Source organism: Streptomyces sp. WAC04114 (assembly GCF_019733245.1).
Lineage (GTDB): Bacteria > Actinomycetota > Actinomycetes > Streptomycetales > Streptomycetaceae > Streptomyces > Streptomyces massasporeus_A.
Genome location: NZ_JAIGQA010000061.1, coordinates 1 through 17,465 on the forward strand (window position 1 = coordinate 1; position 17,465 = coordinate 17,465).

A 17,465-nucleotide genomic window follows, 5' to 3' on the forward strand; every position below is an offset into this window, starting at 1 on the left:
GCGCGGGACCGCGGGGAGGGGTTTGCCGCCGGGCTGCCTCGTCCGCCTCCTCGGGGCGGGGCGCGGGGTGTCCGTACCGCTGTGGCCCGGCTGGTTGCAGGAGGTCGTGCGGGTGATGATCCGGCCGTCCGGGACGCGCTCGCGGGTGCGGCGCAGGTAGCCGTGCGTCTCCAGCTCGCGCAGGGCCGCGGCGATACGGGTCGTGCCCTCCGGGAAGCGGGCGGCAAGGGACTTGATGTCGATGCGGGCGCCCGCCGGGAGCGACTGGATGTGCACCGACAGCCCGATCGCGAGCAGGGACAGCTCCGGGTGCTGGGCCAGGTGGTTGCCGATCACCGTGAAGCGGGTGGTGTGGCGGGCGTTGTCGTGCACCAGGCCGGAGTGGGGGTGCCGCCGGTTCGGGTGCTTCTTTCCGGCAACCCGGGTGTGGGCGTGCGAGGGCACGTTAGGGTTCTGCGTATCCATCAGGAAGGCTCTTCTTCCTCGGTGGTCAGGCCCTCGCCTTGGGATTGCCCGTCCCGGCGGGGGCCGTCGCATGTCTGCGGCTGTGTCGTGACGTGTTGCGCTGAGCGTAGGGCAGGCAAGGGCCCCCGAATCCAGCTGAGTTGGTGATGTTCACCCGCGAGAGTGAGGCAGCCCTGCGGCTGGGGGGAAGGGTGGGGTTTGGCCGGGTTCTTTCACCCCTGTGGTCCTTGGAGGAAGGCGCCTGTACCGCCGGAGCGCGCACTTTCGGGTTCCGGCGCGAGGTCGAGCTCCGCCCAGACCGTCTTGCGGGGCGGCAGGCCCCGGGTGACGCCCCAGCGATCGGCCAGCGCGTCGACCAGGAGCAGCCCCAAGCCGGGGCGGGCTGTCGGCAGGCGGTCCGCGCGGGTGTCCGTCACCTCGATGCGGAGGGTGCCGGCGACGACGTAGAGGAGCAGGCGGAAGTCGCGGCCGGGGGTTCGGCCGTGTGTCGCCGCGTTGGTCGACAGCTCCGCGATGACCTGCCGCGCAGGGTCCAGCGGCAGTCCCCAGGAACGCAGCTGCTCGGCGGCGAGGAGGCGGGCCAGGCGGGCGCCGCGCGGGGTGGCGGAGAGCTGGAGGCTGGAGTTGCGGACGGGGGAGCGGAGTTCGGGGGAGTTCTGCTTCACGTCACTCAGCGTGGCTGTCCGCGCTTACCGTGAACAGTGACTCAGCGGGTGCGTACGGTGACTGTCCGGAGCTTGTCCGGCGCTGTCCGGGCTGTCAGGGCCGGGTGTACGGGTAGGGCGCTGGGCACGGCCGTTCGACGGCGGAAGGGTGCGGGATGACGGCGGTCGAGGCGGACTCGGGGCGGCTCAAGGGCGAGGCGGACGAGCCAGGTTGGGAAGTCGATCCCGATGACGAGTGGGGTGTCGCGGTCATCGCGACCGTCGGGCGGCAGCTGAAGCTGCGGCGTGAGGCGGTGGGGATGCGAGCCGCCGAGTTCGGGACGGCGGTCGGGTACGGCGAGGACATGGTCTACAAGATCGAGGGAGGGAAGCGCATCCCTCGGCAGGACTATCTGGTCAGGGCCGATGAGGTGCTGGGGGCGGGTGGGCTGATCGCGGCGGCCTGGGAGGACGTGAAGAGGGTTCGGTATCCCAAGAAGGTGCGCGAGCTTGCCAAGTTGGAGGGGCAGGCGGTGGAGATCGGGGTGTATGAGTGCAACAGCGTCCATGGGCTGTTACAGACGCCGCAGCATGCGCGGGCCTTGTTCGAGGCGTGGCAGCCGTCCTACTCGCCGGACGACATCGATCGAATGGTGGCCGCTCGTCTGGCCCGGCAGGCGGTATTCGAACGCGACCCCGCTCCGTCCGTCCATTTCGTCCTGGAAGAGGCACCGCTACGTCGACAAGTCGGGGGCACAATGGTGTGGCGGCAGCAGCTCGAACGTCTGCTGGAGGTGGGGCGCTTGAACAACGTCACGCTTCAGGTCATGCCGACGAACAGCGACGCTCATCCAGGGCTGGATGGCCGGATCGAGTTGCTGAAGTTCCCGGACGGTACGGCAGTGGGTCGCGCAGACGGTCTGTACAACGGCCGACCTGTCTCTGAGCCGAGGCAACTCCGCATCCTGGAGCTGCACTATGGGACCCTCCGGGCGCAGGCTCTCCCACCCCGGGAGTCGCTGGCCTTTATCGAGACACTGCTGGGAGAGACATGATCCGCAACGCTGAACTGGCTTGGTTCAAGAGCAGCTACAGCAGCGGTACCAACGGCGAGTCCTGCGTCGAGATCGCCATAGCCCCCCACACCGTCCACGTCCGGGACTCCAAGCACACCGAAGGCCCCCGGCTCGCGCTCACGCCGGAGGCCTGGTCGGAGTTCCTGGCCTCTGTCTAGCCGTCGTTCCGCAGGACGCGCACGGCTCGGTCGAACGCCGAGTCTCGCTTCTCGGTGAACTCCTCCTTGGTGAACACCGGCGTGGTGATGTGGGGCGGGATGCCGGTGCCGTCGTAGGTCCGGCCCGACCGGTTGAGGAACTCCTCGTTGGGGAGGATCGCCGTCATGCCGTTGGGGAGGCTGCGTTCCATGACGTCGGAGAAGACGCCCTGGGTCGGCTGCCCGATACGAACCGTGCCGCCCGGCCGGTCGATCAGGGCCTGCGTGAAGGACTCGCCGGCGCTGACGGTCGTGCCCGAGGTCAGTACGGCGATGGGGCCGGTGTAGCGGGGCCCGGCCGCCGGTACGACCCGGACGGGCTCGGGGCGGGTGTGCCGGTCCGGGTCGGTGGGGTGGTTGCGGGCGCGCTTGGCGTAGGCGACGTAGGGCCGGTCCGTGAGGCGCTCGGCGATGTGGATGCCGAGGGCGTCGGAGCCGCCGCCGTTGATGCGCAGGTCGATGATCAGGCCCTTGAGGCGGTGGGTGCGCCTGGGGGTGAGGATCGTGTCCAGGGCCTTGTCGAGTTCGGCGAGATGGGCGGGGTAGGGGGCGTCCTCGGCGGTGTAGCCGGCGAAGCCGGAGATGCGGAGGTAGCCCTGGTCCGCAGGGCGATCCGCGCGGCCGGGGAGGTCGGCGTAGGTGATGCGGCCGTTGGCGAAGTCCTGGCGGTACGGGGCATTCCCGAGGGCGCGTTCGGCGATGAACTTCTTTGCCTTGGCGTCGAGTTCGGGGGAGGGCGGCTCGGTCCCGGGCCGCACCTGGGCGAAGACCTGGTCTCCGTCCAGGACGGCGACATGGGCGTCGTGGAGAGGCCGCACCATGTCGCTGAAGATGCCGAAGAGCTCCTTGCGGGTGGTGTCCGCGAACACCTCGGGCCGGTAACGGGCCCTCATGGCCTGCCAGTCGACGCCCTTCGCGGCGAAGAAGGGGTAGTTCTCGGCGAAGGAGTGCCAGAAGACGTCGAAGGCCGCGCGGGCGTCCTTGGGGGTGGGGCGGGTGCAGTCGGTCGGCAGCTTCTGGATCCGTCGCAGCGAGCGGTGTCCGACCGAGGTGTCGTAGCCCAGGGTGGCGCGGTCGGCGCCGGGGCCGGGCCGGACGGTCAAAGTGGTGCCGTCAGGGGTCGCGTACGTGCCGGGGCCGGTCCGCCGAGCACTGTCACCCTTGAGGCAGCTGACGGACGTCGTCTGGAACTCCTGGAGGGTGTCGCCGTCGAGCGAGAGGACGATGCCGTAACCGTCCATGCGCCAGAGGCCGTCGGTGCCCGGCTTGCCGGGGGTGGAGGCGGCCGTGGCGGGCGCCGTGGCGGCTGCGGCGAGGGCCAGGGCGAGGGCGGTGACGGTGGCGGTGGTGGTGCGCACGGATGGGTTCCCCCTGCTGTGTGGTCGGTGCCCCTACGGTGCCTGGGGGAGCGGGGGCGGGCCATCCGGCGGGCCGGAGGGCAGAGGTGGGGGCAGCCCCCGGCCGGTTCGCCGCTGCCGGGCCGCAACACTGGAGCATGACCTCAGATGCGGCGCGCGACGAACTCGACCTGGACGCGATAGAGGAACTGTGCGGGTCCGCCACCCCGGGGCCGTGGCACGTCAGGAACCTGGACGATGACCATGCCATGAACCTGGTGGCGGTCAGCACGGTGCCGGACACGGGCCGGGCCGAACGATGGCCCGGCTTCGACCACCGGGAACTGATCGCGGCCACCCTCGTCCAGCAACCTCGTTACGTCGACTGCGCCGACGGACTCTGGGACCAGAACGCCGCGTTCATCGCCATGGCCAGGCAGGTGGTGCCAGAGCTCGTGGCAGAGGTCCGGCGCCTGCGCCGGCTCGTGGAATTCGGGGCGTGGCCCACGGCCGGCACGACCGGCACGGAGTTCGTGATGCCCCTCGACGACGAGATGCTCGTGTACTTCCGGGAGATGGCGGACGTACTGGTGGAACGCGCCGGCATCGGCCGCGCGGAGGCGGTCGCCAGAATCAACGCGGTGTACGGGACGCGGGAGTCGGTTGCGTTCGGCGTGGGGCTGACCTCCGAAGGACTCACCGTTCTGGACGCTGGAGAGGTAGTGGCACGATGTGCGCACACGTGATCGAGCGAACGGGGAGACCGGCGCACCGGAGCGGCAGGAAAACCTGCCTGTCGACGGCCCTGGCAGGGTCCCCGAGCGACGCTTGCACGCGGGACTGGTCCCCGCAGACCGAAGACGCACTGCGCCGTGCGGGCTGGCGCCCCGGGCGGTCGGTGCCGACCATCACCTGGGAGTCGGTTCTGAGCGAGCGCGGGGCCTTTGTGGCTCACGATGCGGCACGCCGGTTTCTCTCGGAATTCGGCGGGCTGGTGACCTACGGCTGGCCCGCCGATTCGATCACCACGTCGTCCGCCATCCGGTTCGATCCCCTCCGTGCCCAGTGGCAGGACGAGCGGTTCGCGAAGGCGAGCCGGGAAGCGAGGGCGTCCCTCTGCCCCGTGGGCACGGCCGATGAAGGCGCCAGCTTCGTCGGCATCACCGAGGACGGGGCACTCCACCTTGTAAGGGACCGCGTGGAACTGCTTGCCTCAACCCCCGATCAGGCGCTGGACCGTCTGGTCGGTGTGCAGGGCGCCCAGTCCGTCCTCTGGGTGCCCGCTGCTCCGGCGCCCGAGCACCCATTCTGGAAGCGGCTGCACACCATGGAGACCGGCCCGGACGCCGGGAAGCGCTGGTCCGAGGAGACGGAACGGGTGCTGCGGGCGGGCGGTTGGTTCCCGGGCCGGTCGGTCCCTACGGACACCTGGGAGGGCATCCTTCTGCAGACCGGCGAGTTCGAGATGCACGACGCGGCACGACGGTTCCTGTCGGAGTTCGGTGCCGTCGGGGCGCCCTACCGTGAGCCATGGGACTCGATGCCGTGGATGGAGTTCTCGCTGGATCCGCTGCTGGCGTTCTGGGACGCGGAGATCATCGACGATCTGGCCGAGCAGGCAGGCGTCGACCTGTACCCCATCGGCATGCGCGACCGCGGGAATCAGTACCTGGCCATGGCGGAGGACGGCTCGGTCTTCGCCGGCATGGACAGTGTCTGGCTGCTGGCTCCCACACCCGACGAGGCACTGCAGAGGCTCACCAGCAGGATCCGGCCGACCGTCGCCTGACATCCTGCGATCCACGCCTGAGGGTGCCCGGGGTGCATGGCAGGCTCTTGGTGGTCGATCTCGTGGAGCTGAGGCCCGCCTTTCCGCCGTACGGCATGGCGGACCATGCCGCCTTGGGGAAGCCGTCCGTCGACCGCCGGTACGTACACAGCGCAGGCGGTCCCGTCGAGACGATCGACGCCGAAGACGGCAGGAAGCTCTATGAGCTGGACGCCAAGGGCCGGGCCACCGGTGTCCGTGCGGGGTCGTGGACCGAGAGCTACGCGTACGACTCCGGTGGACAACTGGTCCTCCCGCCAGGAGCGAGGGGGAGGGCCCCGAGGGCGAAACGGTATGAGCGGAATGAGTAAATGGTTGACGTAAGCGCGGAACTGGGTCAGCTGTCCGAACTCGACGAACTCACCGGCCCAGCGGTGGCCGCCGTTCTCGTCGCCTCCGGCTGGGAAGGCGAGCGCAGGAACCCGGCGACGGAATGGGCGACGACGTGGCGCCGCGATGACGCGCACGCCTGGATCCAGGGCGACGGCCCGGTGGAGGTCGAGTTCACGCTCTGGTACCGGGAGGTCGAGGACGAGCGGCCGGACCCGGACACCTACATCGACGAGCTGTACGACGCCGCTTCCGCCGAACTCCCCCGGGTTGCCGACCAGTTGGAGTCGGGAGTGCTCGGGGCGCGCCTCGAGACCGTGGACGAGGACCTGACGGACGGGGCGGACTACATCGATCACACCGCCTGGCGGATCGGGGACAAGGTCCTCCTGGCCGGCGTCAAGCATGACGACACCGACGCACCCGTTCAGCTGGTGGTCGTGATGCGGGGCCACGACACAGGCGAGCAGGACGACGCGGGGGAGTGGCTCTGACGCGCAGCCTGGAGTGGGGCGACGGCCGGGTCCCCCCGGCCCGAGCCGAGCCCATGGCGCGGGCTGTCTTCGCCGCCCTGGGAGGCGTCGTGGAGATCGGTGCCGTCCGGGCTACCGGAACCTGGCTGCTCCCCGACGTCTCGGTCGGGGCATTCCTCGAATCCTGGCAGGACGATCTGCGCCGTCTCCTGGAGGGCGTCCGGGTGGTCGGGCGGTTCTCCGGAGAGGTCATGGCCGTCGCCGACGAGCTCGGGTACTTCGCGGACCACGACGTGCCCGCGGCCTCCCTGCTGCTCTGGTCCGAGGGGATCACCGGCGTCCCCCAGCCCCCGGAGCGCCTGGAGGAGTCCGAGCTGGTGCGGCGCATGTGCCGCATCGGGGGCCGATCTTCAGCTGACCCGGCTGCTTGAGGGCCTCGTCACCGCTGCCCTCGCCGCCGGCACCGAGCCGGGGGAGGGGGCCGCCAGGGTCGCGGAGATCCTCCGGGTCGCATGCGGCCTCGCCGCACCGGGCCGTGCCGGGATCGCCCCCGCCGACGTCCACCGCACGTGGCGCGTCGCCCACCTGCCCGGCATCCTGCACCCGGCGTCCGATGCGCCCGAGTGGGGGAAGGCCCGGCCACAGGGCCTACGACGCGGAGCTGGAGCGGCTCCTGCGAGGGGAGCGGCCCGGGCTGGTCCGGCCTTGTGTTTGACCTCCGTCACCCCCGGGGTATTCTCCTCGGCTCGATTGGCGTAGCCGCCGCCCCATATGGCAGACTGTCCGAGTTGCTCGGTCGAGTGTTGATGCTGCGCGCCTCCCGCCGGGGGGACCGGAAGCGAGTCCCACAGTACTCGTCGCCCTAACTGCCACCACGGCAGCGCTGGGGCGGACGTACGGGAATCTTCCGGGAAGTGTCAGCGCGGCACCGACCAGGCACCCGGTGGGCCTTCGCCCCCGGCCTGCGGTTCCGGAAGGGCCGTGTGCATTCCCAGCAGGGATGTTCGAACAAGGGACATCTGTGTCAGCGGCAGTGCGACACGCCCGACCGCGTGGGTCGGAGGAACGAAGGCAGCAGAAGGAATCCACCGGGTTCCAGAGCGTAAGAGAGACAGGACTACTGAGTAGCCATGGCGGGACAGAAGATCCGCATCCGGCTCAAGGCCTACGACCACGAGGTCATCGACTCCTCGGCGAAGAAGATCGTCGAGACGGTGACCCGCACTGGTGCGTCGGTCGCGGGCCCGGTGCCGCTGCCCACTGAGAAGAACGTGTACTGCGTCATCAAGTCGCCGCACAAGTACAAGGACTCGCGCGAGCACTTCGAGATGCGCACGCACAAGCGCCTGATCGACATCCTCGACCCGACCCCCAAGACCGTTGACTCTCTGATGCGACTCGACCTCCCGGCCGGTGTCGACATCGAGATCAAGCTCTGAAGGCCGGTGATCTGAGAATGGCTAAGCAGATCAAGGGCATCCTGGGCGAGAAGCTCGGCATGACGCAGGTGTGGGACGCGAACAACCGTGTTGTTCCGGTCACCGTCGTCAAGGCCGGCCCCAACGTCGTCACCCAGGTCCGTACGAACGACGTCGACGGCTACGAGTCCGTCCAGATCGCGTTCGGCGAGATCGACCCGCGCAAGGTGAACAAGCCCCTCAAGGGCCACTTCGCCAAGGCCGACGTCACTCCCCGCCGCCACCTCGTCGAGATCCGTACCGCTGACGCCAGCGAGTACACCCTCGGCCAGGAGATCACCGCTGAGGTGTTCGAGGCCGGCCTCAAGGTCGACGTGACCGGCAAGAGCAAGGGCAAGGGCTTCGCCGGTGTCATGAAGCGTCACAACTTCAAGGGCCTCGGCGCCGGACACGGCACCCAGCGCAAGCACCGCTCGCCCGGTTCCATCGGTGGCTGCGCCACCCCGGGCCGCGTGTTCAAGGGCCTCCGTATGGCGGGTCGCATGGGCAACGAGCGTGTCACCACCCAGAACCTGACCGTCCACGCCGTTGACGCGGAGAAGGGTCTGCTGCTCATCAAGGGCGCGGTTCCCGGTCCGAACGGCGGCCTCGTCCTGGTCCGCACCGCGGCCAAGGGGGCCTGAGGTACCGATGAGCACTGTTGACATCCTTTCGCCTGCAGGCGAGAAGACCGGTAGCGTCGAGCTCCCCGCGGAGATCTTCGGCGTGGAGAAGATCAGCATCCCGCTGATCCACCAGGTCGTCGTCGCGCAGAACGCCGCTGCCCGCCAGGGCACGCACAAGACCAAGCGTCGCGGTGAAGTCCGTGGTGGCGGCAAGAAGCCGTACCGCCAGAAGGGCACCGGCCGCGCCCGTCAGGGCTCGACCCGCGCGCCGCAGTTCGCCGGTGGTGGCGTCGTGCACGGTCCCGTGCCGCGTGACTACTCGCAGCGGACCCCGAAGAAGATGAAGGCCGCGGCCCTGCGCCACGCCCTCACCGACCGGGCCCGCCACAACCGCATCCACGTCGTCTCCGGCGTCGTCGAGGGTGACAACCCGTCGACGAAGGCCGCCAAGACGCTGTTCGGCAAGATCTCGGAGCGCAAGAACCTGCTCCTGGTCGTCGACCGCGCCGACGAGGCCGCGTGGCTGTCCGCCCGCAACCTGCCCCAGATCCACATCCTGGAGCCGGGCCAGCTGAACACGTACGACGTTCTCGTCTCGGACGACGTGGTCTTCACCAAGGCCGCCTTCGAGTCCTTCGTGTCCGGCCCGAAGGCCAATGACACCGAAGGGAGCGAGGTCTGATGGCTATCCGTCACCCCGCTATCGCCTCCAAGGCGGCGAAGAAGGCCAAGGCCGCGCGCGTCGCCAAGGCGCGCCGCCACGCCGCCGAGGGCAAGAACACCGTCGAGACCCCGCTGAGCAAGTCCTTCACGGACCCCCGTGACGTGCTGCTCAAGCCGGTCGTCTCCGAGAAGAGCTACGCGCTTCTCGACGAGGGCAAGTACACGTTCGTCGTGGACCCGAGCGCCAACAAGACCCAGATCAAGCAGGCCGTCCAGGCGGTCTTCTCGGTCAAGGTCACCGGGGTCAACACGATCAACCGCCAGGGCAAGCGCAAGCGGACCCGCACCGGCTTCGGCCAGCGCGCGTCCACCAAGCGCGCGATCGTGACCCTCGCTGAGGGCGACCGTATCGACATCTTCGGCGGTCCGACCGCCTAAGGGCGGTCCGGATCGTCCGATATCGGACGAGGACTGAGAAATGGGAATCCGCAAGTACAAGCCGACTACGCCGGGCCGTCGCGGCTCCAGCGTCGCCGACTTCGTCGAGGTCACGCGGTCCACGCCGGAGAAGTCGTTGGTCCGCCCCCTGCACAGCAAGGGTGGCCGTAACAACTCCGGTCGTGTGACCGTCCGCCACCAGGGCGGTGGCCACAAGCGCGCCTACCGCGTGATCGACTTCCGTCGTCACGACAAGGACGGCGTGCCGGCGAAGGTCGCGCACATCGAGTACGACCCCAACCGCACCGCGCGCATCGCGCTGCTGCACTACGCCGACGGCGAGAAGCGCTACATCCTCGCCCCGCGCAACCTGCAGCAGGGTGACCGCGTCGAGAACGGTCCCGGGGCCGACATCAAGCCGGGCAACAACCTTGCCCTGCGTAACATCCCGGTCGGTACCACGCTGCACGCCATCGAGCTGCGTCCGGGCGGCGGCGCGAAGTTCGCCCGCTCCGCCGGCGCCTCCGTGCAGCTGCTCGCGAAGGAGGGCTCCATGGCCCACCTCCGCATGCCGTCCGGTGAGATCCGCCTGGTCGACCAGCGCTGCCGCGCCACGGTCGGCGAGGTGGGCAACGCCGAGCAGAGCAACATCAACTGGGGTAAGGCGGGCCGTAAGCGCTGGCTGGGCGTTCGCCCGACCGTGCGTGGTGTGGTCATGAACCCGGTGGACCACCCGCACGGTGGTGGCGAAGGCCGTACCTCGGGTGGTCGTCACCCGGTGTCCCCCTGGGGCAAGAAGGAAGGCCGTACTCGTTCGCCCAAGAAGGCGTCGAACAAGTACATCGTCCGCCGCCGCAAGACGAACAAGAAGCGCTAAGGACGGGTTGAGATGCCTCGTAGCTTGAAGAAGGGGCCCTTCGTCGACGACCACCTGATCAAGAAGGTGGACGCCCAGAACGAAGCCGGCACCAAGAACGTCATCAAGACCTGGTCCCGTCGCTCCATGATCGTGCCGGCCATGCTCGGCCACACGCTCGCGGTGCACAACGGCAAGACCCACATTCCGGTGTTCGTCACCGAGTCGATGGTCGGCCACAAGCTCGGCGAGTTCTCGCCGACGCGCACCTTCCGGGGTCACGTCAAGGACGACCGGAAGTCGAAGCGCCGCTAAGCGCGGGGTGGAATGACCATGACAGACACTGGAAGGACAACCATGGAAGCCAGGGCCCAGGCGCGGTACATCCGCGTCACGCCCATGAAGGCCCGCCGCGTGGTGGACCTCATCCGTGGCCTGAACGCCACGGAGGCTCAGGCGGTCCTGCGTTTCGCCCCGCAGGCCGCGAGCCAGCCGGTCGGCAAGGTGCTTGACAGCGCCATCGCCAACGCCGCGCACAACTACGACCACACCGATGTCGACAGCCTCTTCGTCTCCGAGGCCTACGTCGACGAGGGCCCGACCCTGAAGCGGTTCCGGCCGCGCGCCCAGGGCCGTGCCTACCGGATCCGCAAGCGGACCAGCCACATCACCGTGGTCGTCAGCAGCAAGGAAGGAACCCGGTAATGGGCCAGAAGGTAAACCCGCACGGGTTCCGGCTCGGTGTCACGACCGACTTCAAGTCGCGTTGGTACGCCGACAAGCTGTACAAGGACTACGTCAAGGAAGACGTCGCCATCCGTCGGATGATGACGTCCGGCATGGAGCGCGCCGGCATCTCGAAGGTTGAGATCGAGCGCACCCGTGACCGCGTGCGTGTGGACATCCACACCGCTCGTCCGGGCATCGTCATCGGCCGCCGCGGCGCCGAGGCCGACCGCATCCGCGGTGACCTCGAGAAGCTCACCGGCAAGCAGGTCCAGCTGAACATCCTCGAGGTCAAGAACCCCGAGACCGACGCTCAGCTGGTTGCCCAGGCCGTCGCCGAGCAGCTCTCCTCCCGCGTCTCCTTCCGCCGCGCCATGCGTAAGAGCATGCAGTCGGCGATGAAGGCCGGCGCCAAGGGCATCAAGATCCAGTGCGGTGGCCGCCTCGGTGGCGCCGAGATGTCCCGCTCGGAGTTCTACCGCGAGGGCCGTGTGCCCCTGCACACGCTCCGCGCGAACGTGGACTACGGCTTCTTCGAGGCCAAGACGACCTTCGGCCGCATCGGCGTGAAGGTCTGGATCTACAAGGGCGACGTCAAGAACATCGCCGAGGTCCGCGCCGAGAACGCCGCGGCCCGTGCGGGTAACCGCCCGGCCCGTGGTGGCGCCGACCGCCCGGCCCGTGGTGGCCGCGGTGGCGAGCGTGGCGGGCGCGGTCGTAAGCCGCAGCAGGCTGCCGGCGCCGAGGCCCCCAAGGCCGAGGCTCCCGCCGCCGCTCCGGCTGAGAGCACCGGAACGGAGGCCTGACCGTCATGCTGATCCCCCGTAGGGTCAAGCACCGCAAGCAGCACCACCCCAAGCGCAACGGCATGTCCAAGGGTGGCACGCAGGTTGCGTTCGGCGAGTACGGCATCCAGGCGCTGACCCCGGCCTACGTGACGAACCGCCAGATCGAGGCGGCTCGTATCGCGATGACCCGCCACATCAAGCGTGGCGGCAAGGTCTGGATCAACATCTACCCGGACCGCCCCCTCACCAAGAAGCCCGCCGAGACCCGCATGGGTTCCGGTAAGGGTTCTCCTGAGTGGTGGATCGCCAACGTCAAGCCCGGACGTGTGATGTTCGAGCTGTCGTACCCCAACGAGAAGATCGCGCGCGAGGCTCTGACCCGTGCGGCTCACAAGCTGCCGATGAAGTGCAAGATCGTCAAGCGCGAGGCAGGTGAAGCGTGATGTCGGCCGGTACCAAGGCGTCTGAGCTGCGCGAGCTGGGCAACGAGGAGCTTCTCGCGAAGCTCCGCGAGGCCAAGGAAGAGCTGTTCAACCTCCGCTTCCAGGCGGCGACGGGTCAGCTCGAGAACCACGGTCGGCTCAAGGCCGTCCGCAAGGACATCGCGCGGATCTACACCCTGATGCGTGAGCGCGAGCTGGGCATCGAGACGGTGGAGAGCGCCTGATGAGCGAGAGCAACGTGACTGAAGAGACCAAGACGGACCGCGGTTTCCGCAAGACCCGCGAGGGCCTGGTCGTCAGCGACAAGATGGACAAGACCGTCGTCGTCGCCGTCGAGGACCGCGTCAAGCACGCGCTGTACGGCAAGGTCATCCGCCGTACCAACAAGCTCAAGGCCCACGACGAGCAGAACGCCGCGGGTGTCGGCGACCGCGTCCTCCTCATGGAGACCCGGCCGCTGTCCGCGACCAAGCGCTGGCGCGTCGTCGAGATCCTCGAGAAGGCCAAGTAATCCCTCCTAGGGGGACCCCCTAGGAATCGTTCCGCCAGGCTCGGGGCGGGGTCGCGTGTGTAAGTGTGACCCCGCCCCGGGAACCGGCAGACAATCAGGAGATAGACGTGATCCAGCAGGAGTCGCGACTGCGTGTCGCCGACAACACTGGTGCGAAGGAGATCCTTTGCATCCGTGTGCTCGGCGGCTCCGGTCGCCGCTACGCGGGTATCGGTGACGTCATCGTCGCCACCGTCAAGGACGCGATCCCCGGCGGCAACGTGAAGAAGGGTGACGTCATCAAGGCGGTCATCGTTCGCACCGTCAAGGAGCGCCGCCGTCCGGACGGCTCGTACATCCGCTTCGACGAGAACGCCGCCGTCATTCTCAAGAACGACGGCGACCCTCGTGGCACCCGTATCTTCGGCCCGGTGGGCCGGGAGCTGCGCGAGAAGAAGTTCATGAAGATCATCTCCCTCGCGCCGGAGGTGCTGTGAGCATGAAGATCAAGAAGGGCGACCTGGTTCAGGTCATCACCGGTAAGGACAAGGGCAAGCAGGGCAAGGTCATCGCGGCCTTCCCCCGCGAGGACCGCGTCCTGGTCGAGGGTGTCAACCGGGTCAAGAAGCACACCAAGGCCGGTCCGACGGCTCGCGGTTCGCAGGCCGGCGGCATCGTCACCACCGAGGCGCCGATCCACGTCTCCAACGTCCAGCTGGTCGTGGAGAAGGACGGCAACAAGGTCGTGACCCGCGTCGGTTACCGCTTCGACGACGAAGGCAACAAGATCCGCGTTGCCAAGCGGACGGGTGAGGACATCTGATGACGACCACCACCAGCCCGCGTCTGAAGCAGAAGTACCGTGAGGAGATCACGGGCAAGCTGCGTGACGAGTTCAAGTACGAGAACGTCATGCAGATCCCCGGTCTCGTCAAGATCGTGGTCAACATGGGTGTGGGCGACGCCGCCCGCGACTCCAAGCTGATCGAGGGCGCCATCCGCGACCTCACCACGATCACCGGTCAGAAGCCGGCCGTCACCAAGGCCCGCAAGTCCATCGCGCAGTTCAAGCTGCGTGAGGGCCAGCCGATCGGTGCCCACGTCACGCTCCGTGGCGACCGCATGTGGGAGTTCCTGGACCGCACCCTGTCGCTCGCGCTGCCGCGCATCCGCGACTTCCGCGGCCTGTCCCCCAAGCAGTTCGACGGCCGTGGCAACTACACCTTCGGTCTCACGGAGCAGGTCATGTTCCACGAGATCGACCAGGACAAGATCGACCGCACCCGGGGTATGGACATCACCGTGGTGACCACGGCGACCAACGACGCTGAGGGCCGCGCGCTCCTTCGTCACCTCGGCTTCCCCTTCAAGGAGGCGTGAGCGAGATGGCGAAGAAGGCTCTGATCGCTAAGGCTGCTCGCAAGCCCAAGTTCGGTGTGCGTGGCTACACCCGCTGCCAGCGCTGCGGCCGCCCGCACTCCGTGTACCGCAAGTTCGGCCTGTGCCGCGTGTGCCTTCGTGAGATGGCTCACCGTGGCGAGCTGCCGGGCGTGACCAAGAGCTCCTGGTAATCCCCCGAATAGGGGATTTGCAGGGCTCTCGGTAAGCATCTGGGGCGGCAGGACGCCCAGCCCACATGCCTTAGGCTTGTGGGGTTGGGCGTCTGCCGCCGCCCTTACGACTTACTACGCCGTAGGTCCACCGCGCCGCACCCGTCCCGTCTCGGATCGGGGAGAGGGATGGCGCACCAGGAAACCCCGGCGAGAGAGGCCACAGGCCAATTCATGACCATGACTGATCCGATCGCAGACATGCTGACGCGTCTGCGGAACGCGAACTCGGCGTACCACGACTCCGTGACGATGCCGGCGTCCAAGATCAAGTCGCACATCGCGGAGATCCTCCAGCAGGAGGGCTTCATCACGGGCTGGAAGGTCGAGGACGCCGAGGTCGGCAAGAACCTCGTCCTGGAGCTGAAGTTCGGCCCCAACCGTGAGCGCTCCATCGCGGGCATCAAGCGGATCTCCAAGCCCGGTCTCCGGGTGTACGCGAAGTCCACCAACCTGCCGAAGGTTCTGGGCGGCCTGGGCGTGGCCATCATCTCCACGTCGCACGGGCTCCTGACCGGCCAGCAGGCGCAGAAGAAGGGCGTGGGTGGGGAAGTCCTCGCCTACGTCTGGTAATTCGGGAACGGAGGAGAGACAGCAATGTCGCGTATCGGCAAGCTCCCCATCCCGGTTCCCGCCGGCGTGGACGTCACCATCGACGGCCGTACGGTCGCGGTCAAGGGCCCCAAGGGCGAACTGACCCACACCGTCATCGCGCCGATCGACATCGCTAAGGCCGAGGACGGCACCCTTCAGGTGCTGCGGCCGAACGACGAGCGGCAGAGCAAGGCCCTGCACGGCCTGTCCCGCACGCTGGTGGCGAACATGATCACCGGTGTGACCACGGGATACGTCAAGAAGCTCGAAATCAGCGGTGTCGGTTACCGTGTCGTGGCCAAGGGCTCCAACCTGGAGTTCTCCCTGGGCTACAGCCACCCGATCCTGGTCGAGGCCCCCGAGGGCATCACCTTCAAGGTGGAGTCCCCGACCCGTTTCTCGGTCGAGGGCATCGACAAGCAGAAGGTCGGCGAGGTTGCGGCCAACATCCGCAAGCTGCGCAAGCCCGACCCGTACAAGGCCAAGGGCGTCAAGTACGAGGGCGAAGTCATCCGCCGCAAGGTCGGAAAGGCGGGTAAGTAAGCCATGGCATACGGACAGAAGATCCTTAAGGGCGACGCCTACAAGCGCGCCGCGATCAAGCGCCGCCACATCCGGATCCGTAAGCACATCAACGGAACGGCGGAGCGTCCGCGTCTGGTCGTTACCCGCTCGAACCGCCACATCGTGGCCCAGGTGATCGACGACATCAAGGGTCACACCCTGGCGTCGGCGTCCACCCTGGACACCTCGATCCGCGGTGGCGAGGGCGACAAGTCCGCGCAGGCCAAGCAGGTCGGCGCCCTGGTCGCCGAGCGCGCCAAGGCCGCCGGTGTCGAGGCCGTCGTGTTCGACCGTGGTGGTAACCAGTACGCGGGGCGCATCGCCGCCCTGGCGGACGCCGCCCGCGAGGCCGGACTCAAGTTCTGAGTCGGTTCCGTAGCTAGCGGAAACAGAGAGAGGTAATTCCAATGGCTGGACCCCAGCGCCGCGGTGGCGGTGCCGGTGGCGGCGAGCGGCGGGACCGGAAGGGCCGTGACGGCGGCGCTGCTGCCGCCGAGAAGACCGCGTACGTTGAGCGCGTTGTCGCGATCAACCGCGTCGCCAAGGTTGTGAAGGGTGGTCGTCGCTTCAGCTTCACCGCGCTGGTCGTGGTGGGCGACGGTGACGGCACCGTGGGTGTCGGATACGGCAAGGCCAAGGAGGTGCCGGCCGCCATCGCCAAGGGTGTTGAGGAGGCCAAGAAGCACTTCTTCAAGGTCCCCCGCATCCAGGGCACCATCCCGCACCCGATCACGGGTGAGAAGGCTGCCGGCGTCGTTCTCCTCAAGCCGGCTTCGCCGGGTACCGGTGTTATCGCCGGTGGTCCCGTGCGTGCCGTCCTGGAGTGCGCCGGTATCCACGACGTGCTGTCGAAGTCCCTCGGCTCGTCGAACGCGATCAACATCGTGCACGCGACCGTGGAGGCCCTGAAGGGCCTGCAGCGTCCCGAGGAGATCGCGGCTCGCCGTGGTCTGCCCCTCGAGGACGTCGCTCCCGCGGCTCTGCTGCGTGCGCGTGCCGGGGCTGGTGCTGCGTAATGGCTCAGCTCAAGATCACGCAGACGAAGTCGTACATCGGCAGCAAGCAGAACCACCGTGACACCCTGCGTTCCCTTGGTCTCAAGGGCATCAACACGCAGGTCGTCAAGGAGGACCGCCCCGAGTTCCGCGGCATGGTGCACACCGTCCGCCACCTCGTGACGGTCGAGGAGGTCGACTGATCATGGCGGAGCAGAACCCGCTCAAGATCCACAACCTCCGTCCCGCCCCGGGCGCCAAGACCGCCAAGACCCGTGTCGGTCGTGGTGAGGCGTCGAAGGGTAAGACGGCCGGTCGTGGTACCAAGGGCACGAAGGCCCGTTACCAGGTTCCGGAGCGCTTCGAGGGTGGCCAGATGCCCCTCCACATGCGTCTCCCGAAGCTGAAGGGCTTCAAGAACCCGTTCAAGACCGAGTTCCAGGTCGTGAACCTCGACAAGCTGGCCGCGCTCTACCCCGAGGGTGGCGAGGTCACCGTCGAGGGTCTGGTGGCCAAGGGGGCCGTTCGCAAGAACAGCCTCGTCAAGGTCCTCGGCCAGGGCGAGATCTCCGTGGCGCTGCAGGTGACGGTCGACGCCGTCTCCGGCTCCGCCAAGGAGAAGATCACCGCCGCCGGCGGTACTGTCACCGAGCTCGTCTGAACACCACAGGCGTCTCGATGACCTGAGCGATCCCGACCGGGGATACCCCACAAATGGGGTATCCCCGGTTGGTCGTTCCTAGGGCGGCAGTCTCGCCGGTAAGGTGGCTTGCACTGCCCTCTTTTCACAGGGTGCTTCACTTCGGGCACTCTGAGCGGCAGTTGACCGTTACCTATTCGTCGAACCTCAAGACCGTCACCCTTG

30 protein-coding genes and 1 pseudogene are annotated in these 17,465 nt (G+C 67.9%); 28 read left to right on the top strand and 3 right to left on the bottom strand.

Translation table 11 applies throughout. From position 1 onward, the window contains the following. Positions 1-465 (bottom strand): annotated as a pseudogene (locus K4G64_RS18030) (helix-turn-helix domain-containing protein); the annotation flags it as partial. A gap of 212 nt (positions 466-677) precedes the next feature. After that, a complete protein-coding gene (locus tag K4G64_RS18035; RefSeq protein WP_221757064.1) occupies positions 678-1,130 on the bottom strand; it encodes an ATP-binding protein in 453 nt (150 codons plus the stop codon). Between the two features lie 155 nt (positions 1,131-1,285). Between K4G64_RS18035 and K4G64_RS18040 the strand changes: the two genes are divergently transcribed. Both K4G64_RS18040 and K4G64_RS18045 read left to right on the top strand, forming a co-directional pair. Beyond that, positions 1,286-2,164 (top strand): helix-turn-helix transcriptional regulator, encoded by an 879-nt coding sequence (locus K4G64_RS18040; RefSeq protein ID WP_221757065.1) that lies wholly within the window; start codon positions 1,286-1,288, stop codon positions 2,162-2,164. Beyond that, positions 2,161-2,343 (top strand): DUF397 domain-containing protein, encoded by a 183-nt coding sequence (locus tag K4G64_RS18045; RefSeq protein WP_221757066.1) that lies wholly within the window; start codon positions 2,161-2,163, stop codon positions 2,341-2,343. The genes K4G64_RS18040 and K4G64_RS18045 overlap by 4 nt, the downstream gene beginning before the upstream one ends. Here K4G64_RS18045 and K4G64_RS18050 read toward each other — a convergent pair. Next, complete coding sequence (locus tag K4G64_RS18050; protein WP_374206424.1) at positions 2,340-3,740, bottom strand: S41 family peptidase; 1,401 nt, start codon at positions 3,738-3,740, stop codon at positions 2,340-2,342. The genes K4G64_RS18045 and K4G64_RS18050 overlap by 4 nt on opposite strands. A 137-nt stretch (positions 3,741-3,877) precedes the next feature. Here K4G64_RS18050 and K4G64_RS40215 point away from each other — a divergent pair, with 137 nt between their 5' ends. The 26 genes from K4G64_RS40215 (at position 3,878) to rplO (ending at position 17,261) form a co-directional block, all read left to right on the top strand. Then, entirely contained in the window at positions 3,878-4,465 is a 588-nt protein-coding gene (locus K4G64_RS40215; protein WP_260460608.1) for a hypothetical protein, read from the top strand. 59 nt (positions 4,466-4,524) lie between these two features. Then, the gene (locus tag K4G64_RS18060; protein ID WP_260460609.1) at positions 4,525-5,508 is read left to right on the top strand and encodes an SUKH-3 domain-containing protein; all 984 of its coding nucleotides are present in this window, start codon (positions 4,525-4,527) and stop codon (positions 5,506-5,508) included. A gap of 32 nt (positions 5,509-5,540) precedes the next feature. Continuing rightward, positions 5,541-5,858, top strand: coding sequence for a hypothetical protein (locus K4G64_RS18065; protein ID WP_221757068.1), 318 nt, complete (start codon positions 5,541-5,543; stop codon positions 5,856-5,858). Next, positions 5,859-6,371 carry a hypothetical protein gene (locus K4G64_RS18070; RefSeq protein WP_221757069.1) on the top strand — a complete coding sequence of 171 codons (513 nt, stop codon included), beginning with the start codon at positions 5,859-5,861 and terminating at the stop codon, positions 6,369-6,371. It abuts the gene before it with no gap. Then, positions 6,362-6,781: a hypothetical protein gene (locus K4G64_RS18075; RefSeq protein WP_221757070.1), complete on the top strand. Its 420-nt coding sequence runs from the start codon at positions 6,362-6,364 to the stop codon at positions 6,779-6,781. The genes K4G64_RS18070 and K4G64_RS18075 overlap by 10 nt, the downstream gene beginning before the upstream one ends. Before the next feature lie 699 nt (positions 6,782-7,480). Then, a complete protein-coding gene (gene rpsJ, locus K4G64_RS18080) occupies positions 7,481-7,789 on the top strand; it encodes a 30S ribosomal protein S10 (protein WP_003948644.1) in 309 nt (102 codons plus the stop codon). A gap of 17 nt (positions 7,790-7,806) precedes the next feature. Next, positions 7,807-8,451 carry a 50S ribosomal protein L3 gene (gene rplC / locus K4G64_RS18085; protein ID WP_030839681.1) on the top strand — a complete coding sequence of 215 codons (645 nt, stop codon included), beginning with the start codon at positions 7,807-7,809 and terminating at the stop codon, positions 8,449-8,451. A gap of 7 nt (positions 8,452-8,458) precedes the next feature. Beyond that, entirely contained in the window at positions 8,459-9,115 is a 657-nt protein-coding gene (gene rplD, locus K4G64_RS18090) for a 50S ribosomal protein L4 (RefSeq protein WP_221757071.1), read from the top strand. Continuing rightward, positions 9,115-9,534: a 50S ribosomal protein L23 gene (gene rplW / locus K4G64_RS18095; RefSeq protein WP_031105224.1), complete on the top strand. Its 420-nt coding sequence runs from the start codon at positions 9,115-9,117 to the stop codon at positions 9,532-9,534. The genes rplD and rplW overlap by 1 nt, the downstream gene beginning before the upstream one ends. 40 nt (positions 9,535-9,574) lie before the next feature. Further along, positions 9,575-10,411, top strand: coding sequence for a 50S ribosomal protein L2 (gene rplB / locus K4G64_RS18100; RefSeq protein WP_030839671.1), 837 nt, complete (start codon positions 9,575-9,577; stop codon positions 10,409-10,411). 12 nt (positions 10,412-10,423) lie between these two features. Then, entirely contained in the window at positions 10,424-10,705 is a 282-nt protein-coding gene (rpsS, locus tag K4G64_RS18105) for a 30S ribosomal protein S19 (protein WP_003992359.1), read from the top strand. Positions 10,706-10,747: 42 nt separating this feature from the next. Then, positions 10,748-11,095: a 50S ribosomal protein L22 gene (rplV, locus tag K4G64_RS18110; RefSeq protein ID WP_030839668.1), complete on the top strand. Its 348-nt coding sequence runs from the start codon at positions 10,748-10,750 to the stop codon at positions 11,093-11,095. Further along, positions 11,095-11,922, top strand: coding sequence for a 30S ribosomal protein S3 (gene rpsC, locus K4G64_RS18115; protein WP_030839666.1), 828 nt, complete (start codon positions 11,095-11,097; stop codon positions 11,920-11,922). The genes rplV and rpsC overlap by 1 nt, the downstream gene beginning before the upstream one ends. A 5-nt stretch (positions 11,923-11,927) precedes the next feature. Further along, positions 11,928-12,347 carry a 50S ribosomal protein L16 gene (gene rplP, locus K4G64_RS18120; protein WP_003992362.1) on the top strand — a complete coding sequence of 140 codons (420 nt, stop codon included), beginning with the start codon at positions 11,928-11,930 and terminating at the stop codon, positions 12,345-12,347. Beyond that, positions 12,347-12,571, top strand: coding sequence for a 50S ribosomal protein L29 (gene rpmC, locus K4G64_RS18125; RefSeq protein ID WP_003974259.1), 225 nt, complete (start codon positions 12,347-12,349; stop codon positions 12,569-12,571). Before rplP ends, rpmC begins: the two co-directional genes overlap by 1 nt. After that, positions 12,571-12,858 (top strand): 30S ribosomal protein S17, encoded by a 288-nt coding sequence (gene rpsQ / locus K4G64_RS18130; protein WP_010036717.1) that lies wholly within the window; start codon positions 12,571-12,573, stop codon positions 12,856-12,858. The genes rpmC and rpsQ overlap by 1 nt, the downstream gene beginning before the upstream one ends. A gap of 107 nt (positions 12,859-12,965) precedes the next feature. Continuing rightward, a complete protein-coding gene (rplN, locus tag K4G64_RS18135; RefSeq protein WP_003992364.1) occupies positions 12,966-13,334 on the top strand; it encodes a 50S ribosomal protein L14 in 369 nt (122 codons plus the stop codon). A gap of 2 nt (positions 13,335-13,336) precedes the next feature. After that, the gene (gene rplX / locus K4G64_RS18140) at positions 13,337-13,660 is read left to right on the top strand and encodes a 50S ribosomal protein L24 (RefSeq protein WP_003992365.1); all 324 of its coding nucleotides are present in this window, start codon (positions 13,337-13,339) and stop codon (positions 13,658-13,660) included. Then, positions 13,660-14,217 (top strand): 50S ribosomal protein L5, encoded by a 558-nt coding sequence (gene rplE, locus K4G64_RS18145; protein ID WP_030839657.1) that lies wholly within the window; start codon positions 13,660-13,662, stop codon positions 14,215-14,217. Before rplX ends, rplE begins: the two co-directional genes overlap by 1 nt. Before the next feature lie 5 nt (positions 14,218-14,222). Then, on the top strand, positions 14,223-14,408 hold the full coding sequence (locus K4G64_RS18150) for a type Z 30S ribosomal protein S14 (RefSeq protein ID WP_003948630.1): 186 nt from the start codon (positions 14,223-14,225) through the stop codon (positions 14,406-14,408). Positions 14,409-14,621: 213 nt separating this feature from the next. After that, positions 14,622-15,020: a 30S ribosomal protein S8 gene (gene rpsH / locus K4G64_RS18155; RefSeq protein WP_104789270.1), complete on the top strand. Its 399-nt coding sequence runs from the start codon at positions 14,622-14,624 to the stop codon at positions 15,018-15,020. Between the two features lie 24 nt (positions 15,021-15,044). Then, positions 15,045-15,584, top strand: coding sequence for a 50S ribosomal protein L6 (gene rplF / locus K4G64_RS18160; protein WP_030839651.1), 540 nt, complete (start codon positions 15,045-15,047; stop codon positions 15,582-15,584). A 3-nt stretch (positions 15,585-15,587) separates the two neighbouring features. Next, complete coding sequence (rplR, locus tag K4G64_RS18165) at positions 15,588-15,971, top strand: 50S ribosomal protein L18 (protein ID WP_007494754.1); 384 nt, start codon at positions 15,588-15,590, stop codon at positions 15,969-15,971. A gap of 41 nt (positions 15,972-16,012) precedes the next feature. Then, the gene (gene rpsE, locus K4G64_RS18170) at positions 16,013-16,621 is read left to right on the top strand and encodes a 30S ribosomal protein S5 (protein WP_030671799.1); all 609 of its coding nucleotides are present in this window, start codon (positions 16,013-16,015) and stop codon (positions 16,619-16,621) included. After that, positions 16,621-16,803: a 50S ribosomal protein L30 gene (gene rpmD / locus K4G64_RS18175; protein ID WP_005481207.1), complete on the top strand. Its 183-nt coding sequence runs from the start codon at positions 16,621-16,623 to the stop codon at positions 16,801-16,803. Before rpsE ends, rpmD begins: the two co-directional genes overlap by 1 nt. Before the next feature lie 2 nt (positions 16,804-16,805). Next, entirely contained in the window at positions 16,806-17,261 is a 456-nt protein-coding gene (gene rplO / locus K4G64_RS18180; protein WP_023547373.1) for a 50S ribosomal protein L15, read from the top strand. Positions 17,262-17,465: the final 204 nt, after the last annotated feature.